A 26866-nucleotide genomic window follows, 5' to 3' on the forward strand; every position below is an offset into this window, starting at 1 on the left:
GCCGGCGACCACCGTCGCGCCGCCGGCGGCCCAGGGCGGTCCGTCAGCGCTCCATCGGCACCCAGCGGCGCGGCTGGCCGGTGACGGGGGGTGGGGTCGGTGAGGGTGATGCCGGCGGCGGCACAGGCGTAGGCCAGGGGGCCGGACCAGTGGGGGGCGCCCTTGCCGGACTGCCAGAGTGGATCAACGAGCGCCAGGGGTCGGCTCCGGAGGCCAACAGCGCGGCCGCGACGTCCGCCCGGCCCCTGCACACGGCGTGCCACAGCGGGGTGCAGCCGTCGCCGTCCCGCGCGTCCACGTCCGCCGCGCGCCGGGCCAGCGCGGCGACCACCGGCCCCGAACCGTGAGCCGCGGCCTGGTGCAGCGGAGTCCCCACCCCACGGTCGGCCCCCTCGCGGTCCTCGTCGGTGTCGTTGTCCTCGTCCAGGCGGTCGGGGTCGGTGCCCAGGCGGTCGGGGTCGGTGCCCAGGCCGTCGGGGTCGGCGCCCGCGTCCAGCCGGGCCTTGACGAGAGTGAGATCGGCCCAGTCGTCGCAGACCATCCCCTCCCAGTCCGACCGGGCCTTCGCCGCGGACGCGCCTTCGCCGTCCGCGTCCCCCTCCGCGACCGCGAGGGCGGCATAGGTCGCGTACGGCATGGGCTGGGACATGCCGGGCACCATGCGCGCCATCGGCCCCACGAACGCCGACCTCTCTTCCGCTTCGCCGCCCGTCCCCGGGCCGAGCTCCTGCCCGGGCCACACGTCGACGGCCCGCGCGGCCGCCTCGTGTACGGAGTCCACATCGAGAGGGGTGCGGGTCTCGGACACTCCGGCTTGCGGCGGGGTGTCCTCCGGTCGGTCCGCGCTGACCCACCCGTAGCTCACCTGCTCCAAGCTTGCTCGGCCGGGCGCCACCCGGGCCGCCGGGACTAAGTCGTATGGCTCGTCCGGCGCCGTCGGTCCCTCGAAGAAACCCATGTCCTCATCCCTCCGGGTCCGCGCCTGGTGCGGTTACAGGTCGCGATCGCATGGTCACTCCGATCGTCTCAGCGGGGTCTGACAGCGGGGTCTGACATCGACGTCTGTGCCGGGGGGCCGGGGGCCGGTGGCGGAGGGGGCGGGGTGAGGGGTAGAGGGGGCCGGAGGCTCCCCCTCTTGGGGTGGGATGTGGCTTTGAAGGGGAGTGGCGGCGGTTGCGGGAGGTGGGATGAGTTCTGGTGTTTCGAGGGGTTTCAGTGGCGTCTCTCAGGGGTCAGCTGCATAGGCCATGTGTTGCCTCGGGTAACCGGTTATGCGGCCCAAGTAAGATCGAAAAGGTGTGGCCTTGGTCACGCGTGTCAGTGGCGTGGGGGTTGTTGATCATGACGGCGCACGCGGGCGGATCGGCCGGTCGCCTTTTCACGTAAGGGAATCGCTAATTCCGGCCGTCTGGGAGGTGTCGTCGGGTGTCCGCCGGATGCGGCGTGGGTGGGCTTGTCAAGTCTTGACGGGGTCCCGGCGTCGCTTTCACGATGCACGGCATGGAATCCACTGAGTGCCGGCCGTGTTCCGGGGCGCCTGTGCGCCGTGGCGCGGCTGTGTGCTGCGGGGCGCTCGCGTCTCGCGGTGCGCGAGGCGGACGGGTGGACTCCGGCAGGGGGCGGCGGTCCTTAGCGGACTGACGCTGTTCCGTGCTGTTCCCTCGCGGTCCATCTGAGACGGTGACGTCCCGACGCGGCGGCGAGGGTTGTCCCGTGTTCCGTTCCTGATGTGGTTCCCCGTGGTCGGTCTGCACTGTCGATGCAGATCGTTGCGGAAGGGTCCGTTATGGTCCGGGGTGCCGGTCCGGTTTCCGTTCGGGTTTCCGTTCGGATGCGCCGGTTCCGGTGATCACGCCCCGGTGCTGTTTTCGGCCCCGCTTTTCCGGGCGCTGGCCGTCACCAGCCGTGCCCGGGTACCGAGCCGTTCTCTCCCCTCCTTGTCGCCCATCGGCGGTGGAGGGTGGCGTGGCCCGGTCCTGCCCCTCTGATCGAAGGCAATGTTTTTCATGAGTGACCGCACCCTCACTGCGGCCGATCCGGTGGCTGTTCCCCCCTCCTCGTCCTCGCATGTGGACGCCGGTGACGCGGGTTACAGCAAGGATCTGAAGTCCCGGCACGTCAACATGATCGCAATCGGTGGTGCGATCGGTACCGGTCTCTTCCTCGGAGCGGGCGGCCGTCTGGCCAATGCCGGTCCGTCGCTGTTCATCGCGTACGCGGTGTGCGGCATCTTCGCGTTCTTCGTGGTGCGTGCGCTCGGTGAGCTCGTGCTCTACCGCCCGTCCTCGGGCGCCTTCGTCTCCTATGCGCGAGAGTTCATGGGGGAGAAGGGCGCGTTCACCGCGGGATGGCTGTACTTCCTGAACTGGGCGACCACGGGTATCGCGGACATCACCGCGGTGGCGACCTACACCCACTACTGGTCGATGTTCAGTGACATCCCGCAGTGGGTGCTCGCCCTCATCGCGCTGGCGATCGTGCTGGCAGTGAACCTGATCTCGGTGAAGTACTTCGGCGAGATGGAGTTCTGGTTCGCGATCATCAAGGTCGGCGCGCTGGTGGTCTTCATGGCGATCGGCATCTTCCTGCTGGTCAGCCAGAACGACGTCGGCGGTCACACGCCGGGCCTGTCGAACATCATGGACAACGGCGGCATCTTCCCCGCCGGTCTGATGCCGATGCTGCTGGTCATCCAGGGTGTCGTCTTCGCCTACGCCTCGGTCGAGCTGTGCGGTGTCGCCGCGGGCGAGACCAAGAACCCCGAGAAGATCATGCCGAAGGCAGTCAACTCGATCATGTGGCGTGTGGGTCTGTTCTACGTCGGCTCCGTCATCCTGCTGGCGCTGCTGCTGCCCTACACCGCCTTCACCGGCGACGAGAGCCCCTTCGTGACGGTGCTCGGCAAGATCGGCGTCCCGTACGCCGCGGGCGTCATGAACCTGGTGGTCCTCACCGCGGCGCTGTCCAGCCTGAACTCCGGTCTCTACTCCACCGGCCGCATCCTGCGCTCGATGGCGATGTCCGGCTCCGCGCCGGCGTTCACCGGCCGTATGAACAAGGGCCAGGTGCCCTATGGCGGCATCCTGCTGACCGCGTTCTTCTGCGTGCTGGGTGTGGGCCTGAACTTCGTGGTCCCGGCCGACGCCTTCGAGATCGTGCTGAACTTCGCCGCGATCGGCATCATCGGCACCTGGGGCATGATCATGGTCTGCTCGCTGCTGTTCTGGCGCCGCTCGGAGGCCGGGCTGGTGTCCCGCCCCGGCTACCGTCTCCCGTTCGCTCCGTACACCCAGATCGTCACGCTGGTCTTCCTGGCGGGCGTGCTCGGCCTGATGGCCGCGGACGAGGGCCCGGGCCGCACCACGGTGCTGTGCCTGCCGCTGATCGTCGCGGCGCTGGTGGGCGGCTGGTTCGTGGTCCGCGGCAAGGTGGCGCGCCTCCAGCGCGAGACCGAGGCGGCCCGTGCCGACGTCGAGAAGAGCGAGGCCTGACGGTCTCCTCGCCGGCCGCGGTCGCCTGACTGAGGCCGGAGACAACCGAAGAAGCAGAGGAGGGCGCCCGCCCGGCCGACACGGCCGCGGCGGGCGCCCTTCCGCATGCCCTTCCGCATGCCCTTCCGCATGCCCTTCCGCATGCCCTTCCGCATGCCCTTCCGCATGCGCGGATCGTTCGGTGAACGCACCCCGAATCGTTGAATGGAGCCAATGCGCCTGGCGAGTGCTTCGCCATCACCCTTTCGAGTGGTTTAAAAGGATGCATCGCTCAAATGTGTCATTCCGTATGACTCAATTGGCCCACGCTTAGGCGGAATTTCCGCCTGAATCTTTCGGAGGTGACCATATGCGCACACCGAGTGAGACGTTAGGCATCGAGGTCGACGACCTGTACGAACCCCCGCTCCTGGTCGAGGCGGGTGACTTCGCCGCGGTGACCCAGGGCTGGAGCGGCCGCGACCGCGAGCTCTACAGCCTCTTCTGGAACCGCTGGTCGTCCAGCTGACCCGGCGGCGCCGGCCCGTGTCCTCATCTGGTCGATCCGGGCGGGGGTCGGCGCTCCGCCGTCGCGCGGAGAACGGGCCCCGTACACCCATCCATCGTCGGCGGCGGCGGGGCCGGACGCAGCACAGGCGCCGAGGGGAGACGGCTTCATGGACGACACGGTGAGACCCTGGTTCGTGGTGCTCCCCGACCGGGACGCGCCGGCCGACCTGCTGACCAGGCTGCGCCGGCACGCCTGCCGCACGCTGCTCCACCCCTCCGGGCGGCCCTGGCTGTCGGGCTGCTGGCCCGACGAGCGGATGGTCCTCGGCTCCGCCGGCCGAACCCGGGTGGCCCTCGCCGGCACCACCGCGCTGACCGCCCCGGAGCTCGACGCGCGGGTGAAGGCGGCCCGCACGGCCGCGGACGTCGAATCCGCCGTCGGGGACGTTCCCGGCAGCTTCCACGTGATCGCCTCGCTCGACGGCGCCGCATACCTCAGAGGCACCGCCACCGGGACCCGACGGATCTTCTGGGCCACCGTCGACGGCGTGCCGCTCGCCGCCGACCGCGCGCGCACCCTCGCCTGGCTCATCGGAGCCGAGGTGGACACCGCCCAGCTCGCCGCCCGGCTGGCCGTCCCCTGTCTGCCGCACCCGCTGTCCGGCGGTGCGATGTGGCGCGGGGTGCGCGCCCTCGCACCCGGCGACGCGCTGCACCTGGAGCGCGACGGCGGCCGCACGGCCACCTGGTGGCGGCCGCCGGCGGCCGAGCTCCCCCTGAGCCACAGCGCCGTGGCGCTGCGCGCGGCCCTGAGGGACGCCGTCCGGGCGCGGGTCCGCCCCGGCCAGCTGATCGGCGCCGACCTCTCCGGCGGACTCGACTCCTCCGCGCTGTGCTTCCTGGCAGCGGAGGCCGGCGCCCGACTCGTCACCGTCACCCTCGGCTGGTCCGGACCCGGGAACCAGGACGTGGACTACGCCCGTTACGCCGCCGAGCGGTTGCCCGGAGTCGAGAGCCTGGTCTTCCCCTCCGCCGACCTGCCCCCGTACTTCAGCGGTCTGCGGGAACGCCGGGACGCGGCGGACGAACCCTGGGCCGGCCTCTGCGAGCGGGCGCAGCAGCACCGCCTCACCGAGGCGTTACGGGACCATGGGGCGCGGCACCTGCGCCTCAGCGGGCACGGAGGCGACCACGTCCTGGAGCCCCCCACCCCGTACGTCCACGCCCTGCTGCGCCGCCGGCCGTGGCTGGCGCTGCGCCATGTGGCCGGCTACCGGGCCGGGAACCGCTGGCCGCTGGGCGCCACCGCCCGGATGCTGATCGACGGACGCCCGTACGACCGCTGGCTGGCGGCGGCCGGCGGCCGGCTGCGCCAGTCCGCGGAGCACTGGTCCCTGCCGGAGGAGTGGGGCATCCTGCCGCGGCTGCCGGCCTGGGCCAGCGAGCAGGCCGTGGACTCCGTGGCCGGGCTGCTGAGGTCCGCGTCCGCGCGGGCCCGCCCGCTGGCCGGCGACCGCGGCCGGCACGCCTGGGCCTACCAGGCGCAGGAGGCGGGGCGGATCGCCCGGCTGCTCCAGGACGGCACCGCAGCCGTCGGGCTCCCGGTGGAGAGCCCGTTCTGTGACGACGCCGTGGTGGCCGCCTGCCTCTCCGTCCAGCCGCACCAGGCCCGCGACCCCTGGTCGTACAAGCGGCTGCTGGGCGTGGCGCTGGACGGTCTGGTGCCGGAGCGGCTGCTGCGCCGTACCACCAAGGACCACTGCAACGAGGAATGGCACCACGGCCTGCGGGTGCACCGGCGTGACCTCGCCCGCTGGGCGGACGACTCCCGGCTGGTCGCGGCGGGTGTCGTGGACCCGGACCGGCTGCGCCGCCTCCTGCACAGCCCCGGACTCCTCGAAGGCAACGGCGCCGACGTGGACAGCACCCTGTGCGCCGAGGCGTGGCTGCGCGACCTGGCCGCACACCCCACCCCCGCCTACCTCGACCCATCACACCGCGAGGAGCATCCCGTTGAGCCGACTACGCGCTGACGTGTCCCACACCCAGACCGAGGACGGCGCGGTGCTCCTGGACCAACGCTCGGGGAAGTACTGGAGGTTGAACGCCACCGGTGCGGCCGTCGTCCAGGCGCTCATCGACGGCGCCACCGTCGAGCAGATCGTCGACCGGCTCGTCGAGGCCCGCCCGGTCGGCCGGGAACGCGCCGCCGCCGATGTCGCGGCCCTGGTGGACCAGTTGACCAAGGCCCGGTTGGTGACGCCGTGAGCCGCGACCGAGCCGGGGACGCCGCCCCCGCCGCCGACGGGGGTCGAACGGGCGACACCGACCGATCCCACGACACCGGCCTGCCGCCGGAGCGTGAAGCCGGTCCGCCGCCGGGGCGTGACGCCGGCCTCCCTCCGAGTCGTGACACCGGCCTCCCGCCGAGTCATGACAGTGGCCTCTCCACGGCACGCGACACCCGGACCGCGCGCCTTCCCCTGTCGCGCCGGCTCGTCGCCCACATCGCCGTGACGGTGGCACGGCTGCTGGCGCGGCTCCCGCCCCGGCGGATCGTCGCCGTGCTCCGGGTGGTGCGCCGTGGGGCCGTCCCCGCCGACCACGCGCGGACGCTCCGGGCGCGGCAGGACGTCACCACCGCCAGCACCCTGTGCTCCGGCCGGTTCTGCCTGCAACGCTCCCTGGCCACCGCCCTGCTGTGCCGCATGCGCGGCTCTTGGCCCACCTGGTGCACCGGCGTGCGCACCGCCCCGTTCGGCGCCCACGCCTGGGTGGAAGCCGAGGGGCGCCCGGTCGGCGAGCCCGAGGACACCGGCGGCTACCACGTCATGCTCAGCGTGCCGCCGGCCTGACCCGCGGTCCGCCCGGTCGTGGGTGGCCCTCGACCGGGCGCCGGCAGCCCCCGACCGGGCAGCGGTAGTCCTCAGCGGGCGGCCGTCGACGGACTCAGCCGGCGCCGACGAGCAGCGGACCGAGCCGGGCCTCCAACCAGGCCGGCAGCTCCAGCAGTCGGACCCCTTCCTGCTCGTTCGGGTCCGTGCGGGCCACCAGGCACACCATCTCCTCGGTGCCGTTGTTGACCGGCATGTGCGGGGTGTCCGCGGGGATGTGGAGGTAGTCGCCCGCGCGCAGCACCATGTGCTCGGTCAGGCCCTCCCCGTGCCACACCTCGACCTCCCCGGCCTGGATGAAGATGGCCGACTCGTGACCCTCGTGCAGATGCGGGCGGCCCCGAGTGCCGGCGGGCATCACCAGCCGGTGGAGGCACAACCGCTCCGCCCCGGCCGACTGGGCGCTGACGCCCACTCCGAACACGCCGCCCTGGATGCCCTCGTACCGCCCGGTGCGGACCACCGTGCACTGCTTCTCCGCTGTCATGGGCGAAGTACAACAGGCCCTGGGGGAACGTTCGATCAGTTCACGCCAGGCGCGTCGGGGGGTGTCGCTGCTGGTCAGGCGTCGGCGGAGGGCGTGGGAACGGCGCTGTCGCCGGTCGTGAGCCGGTCGCCGAGAGCGCTGCGCCGGTACAGCACCTGCCGTCCGTCGCGGGCCCGCCGACCGTGCTGGTCAACAACGCCGGCATCGGCCCTCGCGCCCCCCACACGTCCGCCAACCTCCGTTAGGGCAACCCCAGGTTCCGGTTGCGCCACACCAGGCCGGTGCTGGGGCCATCCCGTTTCGGGATGGCCCCAGCGGACGGAGCGTCAGGGGGCGGCTAGAGGGACGGCAGTTGCTGGCCTGTCGCGCTGGCATCACGACATTCCTGCCGGCCGCCCGCTCAGGAGTCGTAACGCTTGGTCACCACCATCGCCGTCCCTGCGAGCACCGTCCCCACTGGTGTCTCGGCCCACTCAGCAAGCAGCAGCGGCTTCTCGTTTACGGACTTCAACAAATAGGCGATCTCGTCGGCACTCGGTGCAGCCGGAAGAGCACAGGCGATCACCGGGTTGCCTGTTGCACTGGTGTGATCTCCGTACTCTTCGTCAGGATCGTCCGGCTCCCAACGCCCGATCTCGATCTCCCACGAAGCGTCGTCATGGCCGGGTTCCGGCGCTTGGACCGTCAGGTAGAAGCCGTCAGAGTCGTACGGCTCCGCAAAGAGCTGACAGCTGGGGTCGTCCAGTGCAGCCCACATGTCGCCACCCTGGGCGTGCGCTGTGACCAGCACCCGGAGGTCGGCGACAGCTTTCTTCCGCTCGTCCGCGGTGAACCCTGCCTCGCGACGATCGAGCTGCTCGCGCGTCTCGTCGCTCAGCGTTTCCATTCCGTCGTCATACTTCACGAAGGGATGGCCGAACTCCCAGTGGCGTTCGATCTCCGGATCATCCTCCGAGGAAGCCCCTGAGAAGTCGTCGAGTGCCGCGCGCAACTCGTGCTCCTCCACCGCCAGTTCGGAACGGATCGCCCTGCTGACCGTGTCGGGCAGAGCGACCAAGGCACTTTCCAGATCGGCGAGCGCCTGGTGAAGCCGCAGGCAGACGTACTCGTACCACAGGCTATGGGCGCCGCTGAGGAGTTCGGTTCGAACAGCGGCGTCGGTCAGCGCCGAAAGGTGCTTGCGGGGGTAGTAATCCACACGCCGTGCCCGGCGGTCGTGGACGCTGACAGGGACGGTAGCGAAGGCGGAGATCCGATTGAGAGCGTCGACGATCGGCACCGCAAGGCGAGACTCGCCAAGACTGGTCACCGTCTTGGAAACGACACCGCCCGGACCCTGAAAGGTCGCCAGGATCTGAGCCTTCCCGCGGCTGGCGTGCTGAGAGTAGATGGTCAAAGGAACGCCTTTCGCCTGTCCGGCAGACGACCGCCACACAGGACAGGTGTGTAGGGAGTGTGGAAGGAGGTGGTGGCGAGGGCGCTTTCCGACGCTCCGTACCTCAGGATGACCGGGGGTTGCCCAGGTACCGTCCCAGGCTCCATTCCTGACCGCAGGCTAGACGCATGCCCTGCGCGCCGCAAGCAGATCCTCGCCCCGGCTCGGGCGGAAGGACGGATGGATAGCGAAAGGCTTCGCAAAACCGGATTCGATGACGCCCTGGGCCCTGCCCAGCCCGCCCGGGTCGCACGCCGACTTTCGTCGGCTGATCCAGGCGCTTTCTTCCCATCGATCCTTGACCGCGAATGATCTGACGGCCAGCCTTCTGCCCCGCGGCAGGTGACCACCGCGGGGCAGAACCGCCTCGGTCAGCTACAAGGGGAGGAACGGGCTGGGCTTGCCGTGCCAGGAGATGCGCAACGCGTCGCGGGCTCGGGTGGTGGCGACGAAGAGCTGGTTGCGGCTCTTCTTGAGCTCGCGTTCGTACCGCGTGGGGTCGGTCCTCTCGTACTGCTCGACGACAGCGGTGCGGGGAAGAACGCCGTCGCTCGCACCGATGATGGCGAGCGCCTGGTACTCGAGCCCCTTGAACCGGTGCATCGTGCCGATGTGGACTTCTCCCGCACCCTGCGGGCCGTCCTTGGTGAGGGTGGCTGTGGTGATGCCGTGCTTCATCTCCAGGTCGGTGGCGACCCGGCCCGCCATCTCACCGTCGGCGACGCAGACGGCCAGGGTGCCGCTGGGGTCACGTACGGTGCCGTCCGCGGCAGGCTGGGTGATGTCCGCGCGCCACCGCCTGAGAGCCTCGGCGAGCTGGGCGATCTCGTCGGCCCAGTCGGCGCAGGCGACGTACTCGGGGGCAGGGCCGTGCAGCAGGGAGTGGTAGCCGTCGAGGGTGTCGGTGCCGTCGTCGAGGTCGTCGTAGGTGGCCCCGCGGACGACCTTGGCGGCCTGGTCGAGGATCTCCTGGGTGGTGCGGTAGCTGAGCGTCAGCTTCGAGGAGCGACCGCGGATGTGGACGCCGACGGTGGAGAGGGTGACCTGCCGGTCGTAGATCCGCTGATGAGTGTCGCTGGCGATGAACAGGTCGCCCGAGCCGGGCGCGACCATGGCGCGCAGCATCTTCCAGTGGGCGGGGCTGAGGTCCTGGGCCTCGTCGACGACGATGTGCTGGTAGCGATGACGCAGGTAGCGCACTGCGGAGCTGTTGTCATCGAGGTGGACCAAGTCGCCGCCGCCGATGTCTGCCTTGTACTCGGCACGGATCTGGATCTTGCGGGCTCGTTCCATTTCGTAGCGGGCCGCCCGTTCGGCGGCCTGGGCCCAGGTCTCTCGGCCCAGGCCGTTGAGGCGCAGGGTGAACTGGTCGAGCAGCTTCCAGATGGCGGCTCGTTCGGGGCGGGTGAGGGCACGCCCCATGCCGGCGCGGCGGGCCTTGAAGTAGTCCTGGCGGGTGGCGAGGGACTGACCGAGGATGATCTGTTCCCATTCGTCGAAGAGGAACTCGGCGTCCCAGCGCTGCTCGTCGTGCTCGAAGAGCACTTCTCGCAGGACGTCCAAGGCCCGGTCGTCGGTGATCAGACTCCGCTGCGAGCCGGGCGCTGTGTTCTCGTTGAGGACGCTCTGCGCGAGCTGGTCGATGTGCTTGATGTCGATACGCCCGAGCAGTGCCGGATCCATGAGCGATGTGAGCCGGGAGCGTAGATCGGCGGTGAGGTTCTTGGTGTACGTGGTCAGCAGGATCGGCTTGTTGTGGCCGGGCGGCAGGGCGGCGGCGAGACGGGCGACGCGGTGCAGGGCGACGATGGTCTTGCCGGTGCCGGGGCCGCCGCTGACACGCGCGGGGCCGCCGTAGTTCCGTTCGACGATCTTGCGCTGAGTGGGGTGGAGGTAGACCTTCCATGCGCGGAAGTCGCCCTCGGCGAGGACGTTGCGGATGTCGTCGTCGACCGTGGTGACCGCGGTACGGGTGAGGGCCGCCGCCATGTCGTCCTCGAAGCCCGGCTCGAGTTCGGTGGCGGCGGGCTGGGTGATCTCACGCTCGACCTCGTCCACGGACATGCCGGAGCCGAGGCCGGTGAGGACCTCGGCGGTCAGACGCGGGGCGCCGGCGATGAGCTGGTCGAGTTCCTCGTCGGTCGTGACGGTGAGGGCGAGATCGATGAGCGCGTCGGCGACACCGAGCCGGCGCAGGTCCTCAGGGGCGCAGCCGGCGAGGAGTGGTTCCGCGGTGATGACCGGTTCCGGCGTCACGACGGGTGCGGGCGTGGGCTCGACCGGCACGGCCTGCTCGTCCGGAGCCGGAGTGAGCTGGAGCCCCGCACGCTGGAGGACGCTCTGACCGACGACGCCGAGATCGACGAACTCGATCTCACCGGTGATCCGGTTGATGGCGACGGTGAGTTCCTCGTAGACATCCTTGCGGTGGCGGACGGCGACGATCAGCCACTGCGGGATGCCATCGGCGCCGACGCCGGCCCGGGCGAGAAGCGCTCGGTACGAACGGTCGATCTTGGCGCGGAAGATCCGGCCGTCGCCCTTGAGGGGCTTGAGGTCGAGGCTGGGGTGATCGGGGTCAAGGCGGAATTGGTGACAGAAGTCGTAGAACTTCGTCTTGACCGACGACTCCATTTTGTAGAGCTCGTTTTCGGCCTTCTGGTAAAGGCTGAGGCGTGCGGTCATCGTGCGGCACCCTGTTCTTCGGAGTCGGGGCGGGGGGCGGCGTCGGGAAGCGCGGTAAGCAGGGCGTCGAGATCGGCGAGCCAGTCGTCGGCCGAGCGGATGGTGAACCCGGCGTCGCGGTAGGCGCGCCAGGTCTTGTCGCTCTCTTCGTCCTCATGGTCGTGCGGCTCGGCCATGACGGCGATCCGCTGGTCGCCGTGGTCCCAGGCGAAGTCGGCGAGCCAGCCGCGTTCGCCGAGTTCGAAGCCGTAGGCAGGAGCCTTCTTGCCGCCGTCAGCCAGGGCGTGGGCGAGACGGGTGAGGGGGGCGTCGGGTTCGTCCTCGTCGAGGTACCCGAGGATCTCCCGGTCCCACAGCAGGTCCCGCAACTTCGCTTCGAGTGGAGTGGCGTCGGATGCCTCTACTGCAGGGCGCCGCTGCACGGGTGTGCCGGTGCCGAACCGCACGACCAGGGATTCGAGTTCGCCGAGGCCGCCGAAGGCCTTGAGGACCGAGGTGTCGCACTTGGCCGCGGTGGCCGTGGTCAGCTGTACCCCGTCGCCTCCGTCGTGGGCGAGGAACTGCAGGATGTTGGACCACTGAAGCCAGGAGCGCCAGCGTGCCTTGTGCTCGGGCGTGCCGAGCTGGTCGGGTGCTGTGTCGTCGAGGCAGACCAGGGCGGACCAGTGGCCGGTGGCTCCGTCGACAAGAAAGGCGACGGGGAGACCGGACTGGTCGCAGGTACCGAACAGGTTGAGTGTGCCGGTGCCCTGGACGGGGTCTGGGGCGATGCCATCGGTGCCGCCCCAGGCGTCGAGGAGCCGGGCGAGCGTCTGACGGGTCTGGTCGGGGGTGCCGTTGCCGACGAGGATCTCCCGGCCGGTTCCGAGGAGTCCGCCGACCATGGCCGACGCCCGCCTGCCCCAGGCCGCGTCGTCCGGACTGCGCAGGTAGGCGAGGAGCATGGTCATCGGATCGGCGAACGCGGTGGTGACGAGGTCGTCGCCACCGCGTTCGGCATGGAGCTGCTTGGCGATGTCCTGGGCGCTGTGCGGATAGGGCGGCCACACCGGCTCGGCCGTCACCCGCCCTGAGGAAGTCTGTGCCGTGCCGGTCTGCCGCTCGAAGGCTTCGAGGTCGTCCCAGGTGAGCTGGAAGACGACGCGCCCCTCGGCCCGCAGCCGGTTGCGTTTGTCGGCGTCTCCGGCGAGCCGGTTGTGCCGGCGAGTGGCGTGATAGCGGTGTCCGTCGAGGTAGACGGTGATCCTCTGCTTGCGGCCCTCGGTGCGCTCGAAGGTGAAGTCGGTACGGGTGAACGCCTCGTTGCGCTGGGCGGTCAGACGCCAGCCGTGGACGGTGCCGACCTCGTCGAGCCGCAGGTAGGCGCTGTTGTCGCCGCTCTCCTCCAAGACGGCGTCGCCGCGCGGGCTGGCCCACCCACGCAGGGCGTTGAGGAAGCGCGCCTCAAGGTCGGACTCGACCTGTCCGTCGAGGCCGATCTGGTCGGTGTTGCCGACCGGTTTGGTGTTCCAGGCGTCGGTATCGGTACCGAGAAGTTCGTCGAGGATCTCCAGGGCCGCCTGGCGGGAGACGCGGTCGATGTGCTGTTCGTCGGCGTAGCGGTACAGGCAGCGGTGGCAGGCCGGCATGGCCTCCCCGTTGCAGGCGCACTCCTCGAGAAGCCGGCGCGCGCCCTCGAGTACCTGCCGGAAGGCTGCCGGGTCGGTGAGCCGGTCGAGGTAGCCGGTGCCGTGGGGGAGGCGGTCGTACAGGACCAGGAAGTGCCGCTTCTCCGCGGTGCCGCGGTCCGGCATGGTGGCGAGGGTGGTGTCCAGGTGCTGGGGGTCGCCGCCGAAGGCTTCGTCCACGCCCAGGCGCAGGGCCGCCTGGAAGGAGTGGACCCGCTCCTCGACGAGGACGGTCGCGGCGGGCAGCAGGATGCGCAGGGCTTCGGTCTCCAGCTCGTGGGCGAGCAGGACGGGTTCCTGGGACACGTGCTGTGTGCCGCGCCGCAGCGGGCACCAGGGGGTGTGGTGCTTGACTTCGCGCTGGCGGTTGGCGGAGTTGTCGACCGCGTCGCGGTCGTCGTCGAAGACCGGCCGTCCATCGGCGGTCGCGGCTCCGCAGGCGGTGCACACGTGGAAAGGGGCGATGCGCACGGGCCGCCCGGCGAGCTGGTCGTTCTCCTGGGCTCCGATGCTGAGCGGTCCGGCGTTGACGCGGCGGATGACGGCGTGGCGGGTGTAGTCGACGCCGAAGATCTCCTTGGTGTGCCGCCAGGACTTGCCTGGGGCGAAGTCCTTGGGGGCGATGTCGACCATGTCCACGACGGTGTAGAAGCGGCGGTCACGGTCGTCGCTCTCATCGCCGATCCTGGCGTCCTCGCGCTTGTCGCGGGCGGTGACGACGCTGGGCTGGACGATCTGCCACAGGCTGCCGGAGTCGGCGATGCCCGCCTCCCCACAGCGTAGGCAGGGGGTGATGTCGTGCTCGGCGTTCTCGGTGCGGACATAGCCGCACGAGGGGCAGAAGCGCCAGTGGCGCCAGTCCTGGTCCCGGCCGGTGACGATGTCGATGCCAGTGATCCGGTGCTTGTAGCCCTCGGCGTAGAAGGTGTTGCCCGGGGCGAGTTCGGACAGGGCGAAGCTGCGCGGCCGCCCGTAGGAGAACGGCTTCGACTTGTAGCTGTCCCGCCCCTCGGATGTGGTGCCCTCGGGCCAGTAGACGGTGGCCTCCAGGGTGGTCGTGGCGTCGATGAGGGCGTAGTTGGGCAGCAGACCGAGGTCGCACAGCACGGTCTGGGCGGGCTGACGCTGACGCGTGGCTCCCTGCTTCGAGAGGGCGCCCAGCTCGGCCTCCAGTTCCGCCTTGGTACGTGCCTGCTCGTCGTCGCCTTCCTTGAGTTCGTCGATGGCCGAGCGGATCGTACGGATACGGGTGCGTAGTTTCTGGTTCTCGCGCTCCCACTGCCGCTCGGCCTTTTCGATCGCGCTGCGGATGCCCCGGACGGCGTACTTCTTCAGTTCCTCCTGAGCGGTCTCGCTCACGCCGGTCGGGAACAGCGCGAGGAAGCCCGCGACGAGCTCCTCGCCGTGGGCGAGGGCGGCCTCGGTGAAGTCCGCGAGGTAGCCGGAGGGGCCGAAGAGCTCGTCCACACGGCGCGACAGGGCGGCCAGCGGCTTGCCGTCCTCGCGCAGCAGGCGGCCGCGTGCCGCGAGATCGAGGAGATGGGCGGTGTACTGGCGGCGCAGGATCTCGATGGCCGACAGGTACGAGCCCGGCGGCACGATCCGCCCGTCGATCATGTCCCGCGGCCGGTCGAGGAAGTACAGGTCGCGGCGGGAGCGGTCGGGGATGGTGAGGAGGAAGGCGTTGCCGGTGCGGCGCCCGGCCCGGCCCGCCTGCTGGGCGTAGTTCGCCGGACGGCGCGGCAGGGCGCCGAGAACGACGGCGGACAGGTCGCCGATGTCGATGCCCATCTCCAGGGTGGGCGTGCAGGACAGCACGTTGGGGTCGTTGAACCCCTCTCCCTTGCGGAAGGCCTCCTCGACGCGCTCGCGCTTGCCCCGGGAGAGCAGACCGGTGTGTTCAGCGGTGATGACCTGATAGGTGCCGGCTCGCCGGTACAGGCTGCGGTAGTAGTCCTCGCGGTAGTCGCGGTCCCGGTCGTGCCGGTCCACCGTCTCCAGCCACCGGTCGCCCGCGACCAGGCGTCCGGACGAACAGCGGTACGACTGACAGGGCTGCCCGTGGTACTGCGCCAGCAAGGAGGGGTGGACAGTCTGCTCCCAGAAGCACTTCGGGCAGCGCACATACGACTCGTTGACCTGCACGTCGGACAACAGCTGCAGGCGGACGGCACCTGGCTGAAGGCCGTAGACGCGGACGGCCGTGTCGCGCGGCGTGCGCGCCGCGAGCAGCCCGGCATCGGTGAGCCGGGGCAGTAGCCGCACCCAGAACTCGTCGGCCTGCTCGCGGGTCATGTCGAAGCAGCGCTGGGCCCAGGACTGATACCAGGACAGGCGCCCGGCGGCGAAGTCGAACTCGCTCTTCTGCTTGGGCCGGGCGAGCACGAAGCTCGGCGCGGAGACCCCCCGGGGAAAGGCCTTCATGCCACGCGGGCGACCACCCCAGATGAAGTAGCGGCTCGTGCCCGCCTCGTCGAGGAACTTGTCCAGCCACCGATGTCCGACCGCTCCCCGCGTACGCAGCCGCTCCAACAGGCCGCGCAGGAACGCCAGGTACCGCGCGTCGTCGTGCGCCGTGAGGGCCAGCCCACGGTGGGTGGACTCCTCGTGGACGGCCCGTACGATCGCGACGGCGGCCCGCTCGTCGGGGACACCCACCCAGGCGGCGGCGGTACGGGTCAGTTCGAGGGTACGGCCGTTGCGGGAACGGTGGCCGAACTCCATCACGGCCTCGAACGCGAACCGCTCCCCGATCAGGTCCCAGGTTCTCTTGTCCCCGCCGCGTCCCTTGCCCGACAGCAGCCGTGCGACTCCCGCGTCGTCGTGCAGGTCCGGCGGTACGACGGCGGCGAGCGTCTCACGGTCGGTGGTGGACATGACGACATCGGCGACGAGGTCGTTCAGCGCGGTGGACCGCTGCTCGCTCAGGTGCTTGGTGAACAGGGCCCGCAGGGAGAAGGTGTACGAGCGGGAGGCGACGAAACCGGCCCGGTGCGCGGCGTCCTGCACCGAGTCGTTGAACATCAGCGTCTTCGTCTCACGCTGCTGCTTGTCCATCTCCCCGCCGGTGAAGAGCTGGGTGATGGACGCGGCGGCGAGCGCGGCGGCGCCCGTACCGAGGAAGCGGATGGCGTTGTGCGTGCCGCACGCCGGGCACCAGTCGTCCTTGGCGGCCCGCTCTGCGGTGTCCCCGAGCTGGACGAGGACGAAGACCGAGTCCGGACCTGCGGGCTGCGGGTCGCCCTCGTCGTCGTAATCATCCTGGGGGTCGGGCAGGCGCAGGCGGCGGGAGTGACCGTCGAGAACCATCAGAACGCCCGCGCCACCGGTGGTCAGCGACCTCTGCTGCGCCCGGTCCACGGCGGTACGGCCGTTGCCCTCGCGAGCCTCGTTGTCCGTGGCCGCCACGAGGGTGCGCACCTTGGACTTGTTGGCCGTGACGGTGGCCCGGCGAATCTTGTGGGCCTCGAAGCTCAGCTCTTCCAGGTCCGACTCGGGGGCGAGTACCGACCAGCCGGAGCGCCCGCACTCGCGGCAGTACACCGCGGGCAGGTAGACCTTGGTGTCACGCGAGGTGGTCGTGTTGGGCGTCGTACGTAGCCGGCTCTCCGCCCCGACCGTGTCCCAGGCGAACTCGGCCTTCGGCCAGGGCAGCACGCCCCTCAGCACGCGGGTGACGGACCGCGCCCACTGGTGCACCTCTACCTGGACGAAGGGGCGGTTGATCGTGGCCGGCGCCTCCGGGTCCCGTGCCACGGACAGAAGGGCGACGAAGCGGGCGAGTGCCGCCGCCGCGACCTGTGGCCGCGTCGTTATCGCCTCGTCCCAGCTCTTCGCCCCACTGCGGCGCATCACGTCGAGCACCTCGTCATAGGTGCACGCCGTGCCGTCGAAGGCCTTCAGCACCGCATATGTCAGTCGGTTGCGCCTGAGCGCGGCGCCGAGGACGACCGGATCGGTGGTACGGCGTCCGGTGACGGCCTCGGCAAGGTCCGCGAGCGCCTCCGGGCCGGAGGCCGGGTCCGGCAGGGCGGTCAGTGCCTCGGGGGGTGCGGCCTGACCGGGCAGGAACTTCGCGTCCCTGATCGACTCGTCGAGCATGAACTCGTCGACCGTCAGCCGGTCCTCACCGACGATCGCGTCCTCGGTGAACTCGGCACCGAAGACGTTGCCGGCCACGGAGAGGAGCTGCCGCACCCCGTCGGCGTCGGTGCCGGAAGCGAGCGTCGCGGAGGTCGCGACGGGAGTGATCGTTCCGAGCGGCCTACCGGGCCGGTTCGCGCCGACGGCGATGGCAAGGCGACGCAGCAGCATCGCGACGTCGGTGCCCTGGGCACCGTCGTACGTGTGGAACTCGTCGACGACCACGTAGCGGATGTCGCTGTCGTCCCACAGCGGTGCGTCGGCGGCCCGCTGCAGGAGCAGGTCGAGCATCTTGTAATTGGTGATCAGGATGTCCGGCGGGGACAGCCGCATGTCCTGCCGGCGCGTGTAGACGCGGTCGTAGTGCGTCGCCGCCTTGTCCCCGATGTACAGGCCGGCGCGTACGCCGCTTAACTCGTCGTAGTCGGTGAGCAGTCCGTTGATGCGGGCCGCCTGGTCGGTGGCCAGGGCGTTCATCGGATAGAGGAAGATCGCCTTGACCCCGCTGTTCCCGGCCGCGCGCTCGCGGACACAGTGATCGAGAACGGGGTAGAGGAACGACTCGGTCTTGCCGGAGCCCGTACCCGTCGTGACCAGCGTGGGCCGAGGTACGTGCCCGTCCTTCGAGGTGAGCCGGGCGAAGGCACGGGCCTGGTGCGCGTACGGCGTCCAGCCGTCCGTGCGTACCCAGTCCAGGTACCGCTGCCAGCCGTCGCCGGCCGGGGTGAAGGGGGTGCGGAGGCGAAGATACGGGCCGCGTAACATACCCGTCGTCTCGTCCCCGAGAAAGGCGTGCAGCGCCTTGCGGACGCCCTCGTCGGCGAGGCCGTACGTCGTGGACAGGTACTGGAGCAGGCTCTCCTTGAGTCCCTGTGCTTCGAGGGTCGGCCTCACGGGGTCGGGACCTCCATCTTCTCCGGGTCCCACAGACCCTTGCTCACGGCTTCGTCGAGACGCTGCTTGAAGTAGGCGTGGGCGGCGCGCATCTCGCGCTCACGGTTGGCCTTGTAGAAGGGGGCGGTGTAGCCGTCGGGAACGGGGACGGTGGTCTCGGGGTCCTTCTCGTAGGCCTCCTGGTAGGCCTCGAACTGGGTCCAGTGGTCCTTGGTCTGATCGAACCCGTACGTGTACCGGTCCCCGGCGATCTTCCGCTCGGTGGCGTCGAACCACGTCACCCGATCGAAGTCCTGCATGATCGGGAAACGGGCCCGGTACATGGCGATGAGCGTGTCCGCGTCGATGCAGAGCCAGACGGCGACGAGTGCGTCGATCTCGACAAGGGCGGCACGGCGGGCGTACTCGGTGCGGAGGGGGGTGTCGCGCTGCCAGGTGGGGGTGACGTCGTGCAGCTCGGTCGTGAGATGGGGCCAGTCGATGGCCCAGGGCTCGTAGCCGGGCCATTTGGGGTCGTAGAGCTGCGCCCAGAGGTCGGCGTAGGCGGTGGTGAGGGCGTTGAGGCGGAGGGTGCGGAGGAGGAGGGCGGGGGCTAGGGGGTGGTCATGATGAGGAGCTGGCAGAGTCCTTGCCGTGCCCACACGCATGTCTCCCTTGCCGCTGGTACGCAGGTAGTAGTCGAGAGGGAGTCCGGCCCAGAACCCGGCGGCTAGGGCAGTACCACGCAATGTGCCTAGCCGCATCGAATTCACCTGATCAACGTGAGCCACGCCCGGTGGGACGATCGCCGCAAACAGTGCTCGCTCAGTATCAGGAGCGATCTGACGCCGCCATGCAACCCGGTAGTCCTCGCTGTACGGATAGCTCGCTTTGGCAAGTAGGAACTTCTCAACCTGTTCGTCCTCGACCTCCTCCGGCTGGATCTTGCGCGTCTCCGCAATCTGAATCCGAGCCTGCGCTCGCTCCTCAACCGACGTACGGAGCCTCTCGTACCGCTCCCAGTCGGGCCACCGGTCCTGCTCCCCCAGAAACGCATCACGCGAAGCCACACACCGATACTCCGATTCCGGCACCGCGTCATCCGCAAGCGCCCTCGGGTCTAGGCCGCGTACCTCGCCGCCGCCCTGGCTGGGCTGCTTGAACATCGGGTTGGCCACGCCGATCTGCGGCCCCTTGAGGATGACGTCGTTCCACGCTTCCGCGTGATAGTCCTCCTGGCCGTCTGCGCCTCTGTTGTAGTCGATAAGCCGCTGATTCTTGTCCGGGCCAAACTGCGCCTTCTTGGCGCCGCTTTCGTGGTACCCGGGGGTGATATCCGGGTACAACGCACCAAGACGCAAGGGATACATGCCCAGCGCATCGATCGCTGGGTCCTCCGCCGTACTCACCGGCGTGAGCAGACGCGTGTGCTCCAGGGGGGCTTCATCACCTGCCAGTCGACGCCATCGCTTGAGGGTGCCGGTAGTCACGCGGACAACGCGCTTCGGGTGAGGGCGCTGGTCCCAGTCGCCGTCGTACTTGACGCCGGGATCCGCGCCCGCGTCCTCGGCGGCGGCGGACAACCGAAGCGAGTCGACAGTGAAGAGCCACGACAGCGAGTCGAAGGAGATCTCCCCTTCGGTCCCGTAGATGTGCACGCCGAAGTGGCTGGACCGACCCACGGGCGGTGGGAAGAAGCGATTGCCCGCATTGACGAAGTCGCCATGCACGCGCAGGCGCCGATAGGCCGCGGCCCGCAGCGCGGCCTCTTTGTCTCCCGCGAAGTGGGTGTCAGGATGCACCATCCCGGCCGCTCCGACGCGTCCGGCATGGTCCCACACCTCGCACATGAACGCCCGGTACAGATCAGGCTGGCTTCCCGAGATCAGTGGATAGACGGGCGGAGCCGAGAGATAGCTCGCCGTCGTCACCGTATTCGTCACCTCGCCGAGCAGGTACTCCCGCACCTCCTCACGGGCGAGTTCGTCCCTCCTCCGCCTGCTCTTCTCCTCCGCCTTCGGCTTCTCCGTGAGCATGAACCACGGCTCGTACTCCGCGAGGACCGGGTCTTCCTTCCATTCCGGCCGCACCCACGGCGGATTACCCACCTGAAGATCGAATCCCCCCGCCTCGCTAGCAAACACGCCTGCGAAGTCCAGCTCCCAGTGCAGAAAACCCTGCTCCTTGGCGATGTCACGGACGACCCGCATCCACGGATACCGCGTCTCGACCGCCTTCAGCGCATCGTCCATGCCCATTTCGACCTGGACCAGATCTTCGAGCAGCGCCAGCTCCTCCAGGGAGTCGACGGATGCGGCAAAGCCATCTTCCCGAATGGGCTCCGTGCCCACCATGGACTCCAGGAAGGCGATCCAGTCGTCCAAGTTCGCAAGCGGGACGACCTCGCGCCGGCGTACCGGCCCAAGGCGCTTCCTCGATACGGAGGAGGTACGCGCCTTCTTGAGCTTTTCCTTCTTCACTAGCTCGTCGTCGACCCCGTCCTCGCCGGCCAGGGACATCTGGTCACCCTCCATGGCGAACAGCATCCGGCTCTCGAAGAATCGCGGCACGGTCGTGGGCTCGGGCGCCGCCAACGGCGTCTCGCTCTCGACGGCTTCCCCAGCCATCGACGACAGCAGAGTGTCCAGGTCCGCCCCCGCCTCCACTGTCACCACCGGAGCCGTGGCGTACTCCGCGTCCGTCCCGTCCAGCAGCCCGACCTTGTCCAGAGGCCAGAACCACAGCGCGCACCATGCGTCCATGACCTGCTTGAGACGCCAGTACGGGGAGCCCTCCGCCTTGAAGAGGTCCTTGAAGACCTGCTCCTTGGTCAGCGGCAGGCTCTGGTCCGCGTTCTGCTTGTCGTGGCGGAGGAAGGCGTCCTCCTCCGCGTCCTCCTCGCGGTCGGTCCCCCAGACATCGATGGTGCGGGCGATCTCCTGCTCGCTGAGTTCCATGCGCTTGGCGACGAGCTTCCACAGGAACTCGACACGAAGGGCCGCCGCCTGGAGCCGGGCGAGCTGGCTCGCCTTGCCGCCCGTCGTCTTGGGCTTAGTCTGGACGGCCTTCTTCCACGCCTTCAGCTGGTCCACCTGCGATCCGGCAAGCTGCTCGACCAGCTTCTTCGCGTCGCCGCTCGCCCCCGCGACCGCACCCCAACCAGGCGTGGGCAGGAGGAACTGGTGCACGGCCCCGTCCGGCAGCGGCTGCTCAGCACCGTCCTCGGTCGCCCGGAACGGCAGCTTGGTCGGCGTCTGTGCGCCGATGGTCCGCTCCTTCTTGATGCGCTCGGCCTCGTACACCCAACGTCGCGCCCCGATCAGGGAGTTACCGCGCCGCAGATGCAGACCGAACCACGGCGCACGCATCCCTGGGTGCATGGTGTTGAGCCATAACGACACCTCGGCGAGCTCCACGCCCGTCTCGTTGAGGTCGATGCCGTACGCGTTGTGGAGGGCGATGTACGCCTTCACCTTCTGCTTCGCCTCTAGCGCCTTCGACGTGTCCAGGTTGGCGCCGAGCTCCTCCTGGCGGCGCTTGAGGTATTCCTCCGCGACCAGGTCGATCGCCTTGTTCAGGAACGCGCCGGAGCCTAGGGCCGGTTCGCAGATGGTGTAGCGCAGGAGTTCGCTCGCGCGGGTCCGTACCGTGTTGCCGTCGGCGTCCTTCTCCTGGTCGAGGCGGTGCTTGAGCGCCAGCTCGACGGTGACCTCGGTGAGGGACTCGGGGGTGTAGTACGAGGCGGAGGTCTCACGGTCGCGGCCGGCCAGCCGGTAGACGAACCGGCCCCGGGGGTACTTCTTGGGGCCGCGCAGGCCGTGCTGTTCGGTGTCCTGGGCGGAGTACACGACGTGCGTGTTCTCCGGGTAGTCGTTCAGCCGGTCGGCGGGGACGAGCCAGGAGCCCTTCTCGGGGTCGCCGTACTGCTTGCCGGCCTTCTTGGCGCCGGGCTTGGCGACCTCGGCCAGCTCCTCCTCGGCGATGATGCCGGTGTACGACATCAGACCTTCGTAGACGGCGCCAAGCTGGTTGATGCCGAGGTTGCGGTAGGAGATGAAGCCGCCCTGCCGGCCCTTCTGGCCGGCCTCCTTCAGGGTGAGTAGACGCAGCACCTGGTGCAGGGCTTCGTTGCGCAGCCGCAGGTCCAGCCACCGCGGCTGCTCGTCCCCGTCCTCGTCCCACCGGGGGTCCAGGACGCCGCTCCCGATGAGGGTGATCGCCTTGGGGTCGAACAGCTCACTGCGCAGCGGCTCGAAGCGCAGGCCGCGCAGCTCGCTGCGTTCCTCGGCCGGCTTTTCGTCGTCCGCTTCGGTGCCGTGCGGGCGGTGGCCGTAGTTGACCTTGTTGAAGAGAACGTCGAGGGATGCGTGGAGGTGGAAGCCCCCTCGGCTGTCCTCGTCCACCAGCTTTCGCTCGCGCGTGACCAGCTCGCGCAACCGGGCGACCGAGTAGCCGGCCTCGTAGGTGGAGTCGTCGGCGGGCAGGATGCCCAGTTCGGGGCGGGCCTCGGCGTACAGGAGGAAGAGGATGCGGTAGAGGTAGCGCAGGGATTCACGGGTGAGCTGCTTGGCGAACGGGCCCTTCCTGAGGTCCTCGATCTCCCGTGGCTTGACCTTCGCCTCGCACAGGCGGGCGAGCACTTCGTTCGCGATGATCTCGACTGACTGCTGAAGCCCCTTGCGCAGCTCGGAGTTGACGCCGACGGCGTTGTCCCGGGACGCCTTCAGCAGGTCGTCGATGCGTCGGCCCTTGCCGTCGGGGCGGGTCGCGAGCATGTCGTGGGAGAAGAGGGCGGCGAGGAGGGAGAGTTCGCCGGCCTTGGTCGTGTCGTTGCGGGCGAGGGCCGCGTCCAGGCTGGTGGCGAGGTAGCGGCCTTCGGCCCAGGCGTTGCGGTCGGCGAGGGCGAGTACGCCACCGCACAGCAGCAGGATGAAGCGGGGCGCGTCGCCGCCGGGCTCGTGGAGTTCGCTCTGGAAGAGCCAGCCCGCCAGCTTCTCGCCGACCTCGAGGAGACCGTCCGTGGTCTTGAGGGGGTGGAGGAGCAGTCCTGCGTTGTCGGGGTCGAGGGCGTCGTCGAGGGAGGCGGTCCAGCCGCAGTCGAGGGCGACGATGCCGTCTCCGTGCCAGGCGATTTGGAGTTCGTACTCCTTGCCGGCGTTGTGCACGATGATCGGGTCGGGCCGCTCGCCGTAGCCGAGGGCTTTCAGGACAGTGGTGTGCCAGGCGGTGATGTGCTCGGCCCACTCGCCTGTGGGGTCGTCGTAGGTGCTGCCGGGTTCTTCCTGCTGGGCACGGGAGCTCAGGAAGGGGCGCACGGTGGCCAGGTAGTCGCTGCGGAGCCGGGGCAGGAGTTCGCGCGGGGTGGGCTGGGGATCGTGGGGGTCGGTCTCGCGGCCGGTCCACAGGGTGAACAGGCCCTCGTCGCCCGCCTTGCCCTTCTTGAGAGTGTTCTCCAGCTCCTCGCTGAAGTAGTGGGCGGAGAGGTATTCGCCGCGGTTGGCGAAGGAGTCGTAGGTGTAGCTCATCGTGCGGACTCCTCAGCGTGCGCGGTGGACGCGGTGGTGGGGTGAAGGGGTTCGAGGACGCAGAGGACCCGCAGCATCGGGTCGCCGTCGGTTCGCAGGCGGCGTACGAGGTCGCGGCGTAGGGCGGCCGTGTCGTACACCTGCTGGATGCGGCGCTGCTGGTTGCCGACGGCGATCAGGGCGCCCTGCTCCCAGATCTGGACCCGGTCCTCGTACGGGGCGAGGTAGGAGTCCACCTGCTTGTCGTAGTCGGCGCGGCGCTCGCGCAGGTGGGTCTCGGCCGCGTCGACGGCAGTGGGGACGAGTCTCTGGAGAAGGTCGGGGGCGACGGGCTGGGCGCGGCCGGGCATGTCGGGGCCGACACCGCAGGCGGCGAGAAACGCCGAGTCCATGCGCCATACGCGAGGGCTGCCCGCGGTGAGCCCGGTGACGGCCATCCACTCCACGACGGTCGGCTTGCCCGCCGTGTTTGAGTAGACGCCTTGGAGGAGGTAGACCGGGCCGGTGAGGGCTTCGGGCAAGGCGGCGTCGATCCGCTTGGCCTTGACGGTGTCGGGCCGGTAGGCGAGGACGAACGCCTCGTCGTACTGGAGCTTGGCGAGGACTTTGTCCGTCACCCAGTCGAGCACGGGGTGGATGTCGGAGGCGTAGGAGACATTGGGCCACTGGGATGTGGGCTGGTCCGTCTTGCCCTGCTTGGCGTTGCGGGCGGCCTCCAGGCGGTCGGCGGCGTACTGCTTGTCGAAGGTGATGCTCAGCGTGCCGTCGTACTTGGACGTCGTGAGGATCTTCTCCTGCTCGAGGTACGACTTCGGCAGCGCCCGGAAGCGGTACTGCAGGTCGTCGGGCGGAGTGAACTCGATTCGGCCCTGGGCCGTCTCGGGCTTCCAGCCGAGGGCCGCGCGCTCGGCCTCCGGGTAGATGAGGTCCATCGCGGCGTGGAAGTACGCCTTGGTGTCGGTGAAGACGTGGGGTACGTCGGCCTCGGGCACCGGGGCCGTGCCGAGAGTGGTGGGAGGGGCCGTGGGGTCGGCGAGCCGGGCGTTGGCGCCGGCGAGGAGGTTGGCGAGGACCCCGCCTGACTCCTGCTGGGACTGCTTGATGGAGCGCTCGACGGTGCCGCCCTTGATGAGGTCGCGGGTGAGGCGGTCCTCTTCTTTCTTGTCGTTGTAGAGGCCGGTGACGGCCTCGGCGCTGCCCTCACCGGTCTCGATCTCGTGTGCCTGGGCCTCGCGCCGCAGCAGGCGGGCGCCGACGAGCCGGTCGTCGAGCGTGAGCATCTCGCCGCTCTCCTCGTCGCGCCGCCAGGGCACGTCGGCGGTGAGAGTGAGGGCACGGAACTCGGGGCTGACCGCCTGCCCGTAGCGGTCGATGCGTCCGTTGCGCTGCTCGATGCGTATGAGGGACCAGGGCAGGTCGTAATGGATGAGGTCGTGGCATTGGTGGTGCAGGTTGACGCCCTCGGAGGCGATGTCGCCGGTGAACAGCAGCCGTACCGGCTCTTCGAGCCGGCCGAAGCGGTCGACGATCTCCTGCTGTTGCTGGTCGTTGGTGGTGTCGCCGTGCATGACCTCGACGGCTCCGCCGTACGCCTTCCAGGGACGCGTCGCGTCGGCCTTCGCCTCGTTCTTCTTGAAGCCGAGCCGGGCCGGGACCTCCTGGGCCAGCCAGTCCAGGGTGTGAACCCGCTCGGAGAAGATCACGACGCGGCGCTCGGAGCGCGGGCCGACGCCAAGGCTGTCCTTCAGCGTGCGCACGAGCGCGTCGAGCTTGGCGGAGTCCTGGTCGGTGAAGTCCGCGACCAGTGCCTCCAGCTCCGCGAGCGCCTTGCTCTCGGCGGCGAGAGCAGCGCGACGCTCGGGAGTGTCCGTCGCGGTCCTTGCCTTGCCCTTCGCCGTACCGGTCCTCGGGTTGTCCAGGTAGGCACGGCGGTTGGCGAGGGATTTCCGCAGGGCGACGTGGGAGGAGAGGAACGCCTTGAGGAAGTTGTAGCCGACCAGCGGATCGGCGCAGACCGACGAACGGCTGGGGTCCCCCGGGGTCCACTCGCTCGCGAGCTTCTCCAGGACGGCGACCTCCTTCGGTGTCGCCGGAGCCGGCACCGGCAGGGAGTCGCCGCGTTCGGCCCAGGGCTTGCCCTTGAGGCTGTCGCGTACCTCGCGGTCGCTCTTGGTGCGCCTGATGTAGAGGTGGTCGAGGTCGGCGACCTTGTAGTTCTTGGGGTCGGCGATGGCCGCCGGGTCGAGCATCCGGATCAGCTCGGCGAAGGATTCGGCGTCGCCGTTGTGCGGCGTGGCGGAGGCCAGGATCAGCGCATCGGTTTGCTCGGCGAGACGGCGGGCGAGGCGGTTGTTGCGGGTGCCCTTGTTCACGAGGTTGTGCGACTCGTCGATGACCACCGCGTCCCAGGTGATGTTCTCCAGGTGGTGGGCGTATGTCGCCGACTTGAGGGTGTCGACTGAGACGATGACGCGCTTGAAGTGGGCGAACGGGTTCCGGCCTGCCGGTAACTCCTGCTGGATGCGCTGGATGCCGGTGGAGTCCAGGCGCACCAGCGGCAGGGAGAAGCGGGTCCACAGCTCACGCTGGAACTGCTCCAGCACATGGGCGGGCGTGACCACGAGGATGCGCTCACCACGCCCGCGCCGGATCAGCTCTGAGAGCGTAATGCCGATCTCCAGCGTCTTGCCCAGACCGACGACGTCGGCTATCAGCAGCCGGGGCTGCGGATTTCGCATGGACAGCGCCAGCTCGGCGGGGCGTAACTGGTGCTCCTGCCGGTCCATGAGGAAGGAGTCGGCAAGGGCGATGCCGTGCTCGGTCTGCGGCAGCGCGGTCTTGCGGATGACCGCCTCCAGATAGAGGCGGGCCTTGGCGTGCTTGGAGGTCTCGTCGGGCACGAGACGGGTCTTGCGCGGATCGAGCACCTCGATACGGTCCAGTCCAGAGTAGAAGACCGCGTCCGTGCCACGGACGAACGAGGAGACCCCGCTGACCTTCACCATGAGTCCGTCACGGGACTCCGCGACGGACTTCACGAGCCACTGCTCGTCGCGGATGCGCACCTGGGCGCCAGGGGCGAAGACCGGCCTGGCACCGGCCGGGTATGCCGACTGCGCCGGATCGACATCGCGCCCTTCAGGAACCTCAGGCTGCATCGACGTGGTCACGTGGTGC

General features: G+C 69.4%; 12 protein-coding genes. 5 read left to right on the forward strand and 7 right to left on the reverse strand.

Annotated elements, in window-relative coordinates; all coding sequences use genetic code 11:
* Nucleotides 1-43 precede the first annotated feature (43 nt).
* On the reverse strand, nucleotides 44-865 hold the full coding sequence (locus CD790_RS35835) for an ankyrin repeat domain-containing protein (RefSeq protein WP_260867652.1): 822 nt from the start codon (nucleotides 863-865) through the stop codon (nucleotides 44-46).
* A gap of 1141 nt (nucleotides 866-2006) precedes the next feature.
* Here CD790_RS35835 and CD790_RS17215 point away from each other — a divergent pair.
* From CD790_RS17215 to CD790_RS17235, 5 genes are all read left to right on the forward strand, one after another.
* Complete coding sequence (locus CD790_RS17215) at nucleotides 2007-3491, forward strand: amino acid permease (protein ID WP_144384141.1); 1485 nt, start codon at nucleotides 2007-2009, stop codon at nucleotides 3489-3491.
* Nucleotides 3492-3840: 349 nt separating this feature from the next.
* Nucleotides 3841-3999 (forward strand): lasso RiPP family leader peptide-containing protein, encoded by a 159-nt coding sequence (locus CD790_RS17220; RefSeq protein WP_144384142.1) that lies wholly within the window; start codon nucleotides 3841-3843, stop codon nucleotides 3997-3999.
* A 148-nt stretch (nucleotides 4000-4147) separates the two neighbouring features.
* Nucleotides 4148-6013 (forward strand): asparagine synthase-related protein, encoded by a 1866-nt coding sequence (locus tag CD790_RS17225; protein WP_144384143.1) that lies wholly within the window; start codon nucleotides 4148-4150, stop codon nucleotides 6011-6013.
* Complete coding sequence (locus tag CD790_RS17230) at nucleotides 5994-6248, forward strand: lasso peptide biosynthesis PqqD family chaperone (RefSeq protein ID WP_260867653.1); 255 nt, start codon at nucleotides 5994-5996, stop codon at nucleotides 6246-6248. Before CD790_RS17225 ends, CD790_RS17230 begins: the two co-directional genes overlap by 20 nt.
* A gap of 215 nt (nucleotides 6249-6463) precedes the next feature.
* Nucleotides 6464-6835 (forward strand): lasso peptide biosynthesis B2 protein, encoded by a 372-nt coding sequence (locus CD790_RS17235; protein WP_144384470.1) that lies wholly within the window; start codon nucleotides 6464-6466, stop codon nucleotides 6833-6835.
* A 94-nt stretch (nucleotides 6836-6929) separates the two neighbouring features.
* On the opposite strand, the gene CD790_RS17240 is transcribed toward CD790_RS17235, so the two are convergent.
* The 6 genes from CD790_RS17240 to CD790_RS17265 form a co-directional block, all read right to left on the reverse strand.
* Nucleotides 6930-7361, reverse strand: a complete 432-nt coding sequence (locus CD790_RS17240) for a cupin domain-containing protein (protein WP_144384144.1) — start codon at nucleotides 7359-7361, stop codon at nucleotides 6930-6932.
* A 400-nt stretch (nucleotides 7362-7761) separates the two neighbouring features.
* The gene (locus tag CD790_RS17245; protein WP_144384145.1) at nucleotides 7762-8757 is read right to left on the reverse strand and encodes a hypothetical protein; all 996 of its coding nucleotides are present in this window, start codon (nucleotides 8755-8757) and stop codon (nucleotides 7762-7764) included.
* A gap of 414 nt (nucleotides 8758-9171) precedes the next feature.
* Nucleotides 9172-11481: a UvrD-helicase domain-containing protein gene (locus CD790_RS17250; protein ID WP_144384146.1), complete on the reverse strand. Its 2310-nt coding sequence runs from the start codon at nucleotides 11479-11481 to the stop codon at nucleotides 9172-9174.
* A complete protein-coding gene (locus CD790_RS17255; protein ID WP_144384147.1) occupies nucleotides 11478-18185 on the reverse strand; it encodes a DEAD/DEAH box helicase in 6708 nt (2235 codons plus the stop codon). Before CD790_RS17255 ends, CD790_RS17250 begins: the two co-directional genes overlap by 4 nt.
* Nucleotides 18182-23689, reverse strand: coding sequence for a hypothetical protein (locus CD790_RS17260; protein WP_144384148.1), 5508 nt, complete (start codon nucleotides 23687-23689; stop codon nucleotides 18182-18184). Before CD790_RS17260 ends, CD790_RS17255 begins: the two co-directional genes overlap by 4 nt.
* Nucleotides 23686-26859, reverse strand: coding sequence for a DEAD/DEAH box helicase (locus CD790_RS17265; RefSeq protein ID WP_144384149.1), 3174 nt, complete (start codon nucleotides 26857-26859; stop codon nucleotides 23686-23688). The genes CD790_RS17260 and CD790_RS17265 overlap by 4 nt, the downstream gene beginning before the upstream one ends.
* Nucleotides 26860-26866: the final 7 nt, after the last annotated feature.

Origin of the sequence: Streptomyces sp. SAJ15, assembly GCF_007595705.1 — a bacterium.
Taxonomy (GTDB): Bacteria; Actinomycetota; Actinomycetes; order Streptomycetales; family Streptomycetaceae; genus Streptomyces.

Excerpts from the sequence above, each read along its gene's own strand:
- CD790_RS17225 (WP_144384143.1), top strand. The coding sequence starts at position 4,148 with ATGGACGACACGGTGAGACCCTGGTTCGTGGTGCTCCCCGACCGGGAC.
- CD790_RS17220 (WP_144384142.1), top strand. The coding sequence starts at position 3,841 with ATGCGCACACCGAGTGAGACGTTAGGCATCGAGGTCGACGACCTGTAC.
- CD790_RS17215 (WP_144384141.1), top strand. The coding sequence starts at position 2,007 with ATGAGTGACCGCACCCTCACTGCGGCCGATCCGGTGGCTGTTCCCCCC.
- CD790_RS17250 (WP_144384146.1), bottom strand. The coding sequence starts at position 11,481 with ATGACCGCACGCCTCAGCCTTTACCAGAAGGCCGAAAACGAGCTCTAC.
- CD790_RS17260 (WP_144384148.1), bottom strand. The coding sequence starts at position 23,689 with ATGAGCTACACCTACGACTCCTTCGCCAACCGCGGCGAATACCTCTCC.
- CD790_RS17240 (WP_144384144.1), bottom strand. The coding sequence starts at position 7,361 with ATGACAGCGGAGAAGCAGTGCACGGTGGTCCGCACCGGGCGGTACGAG.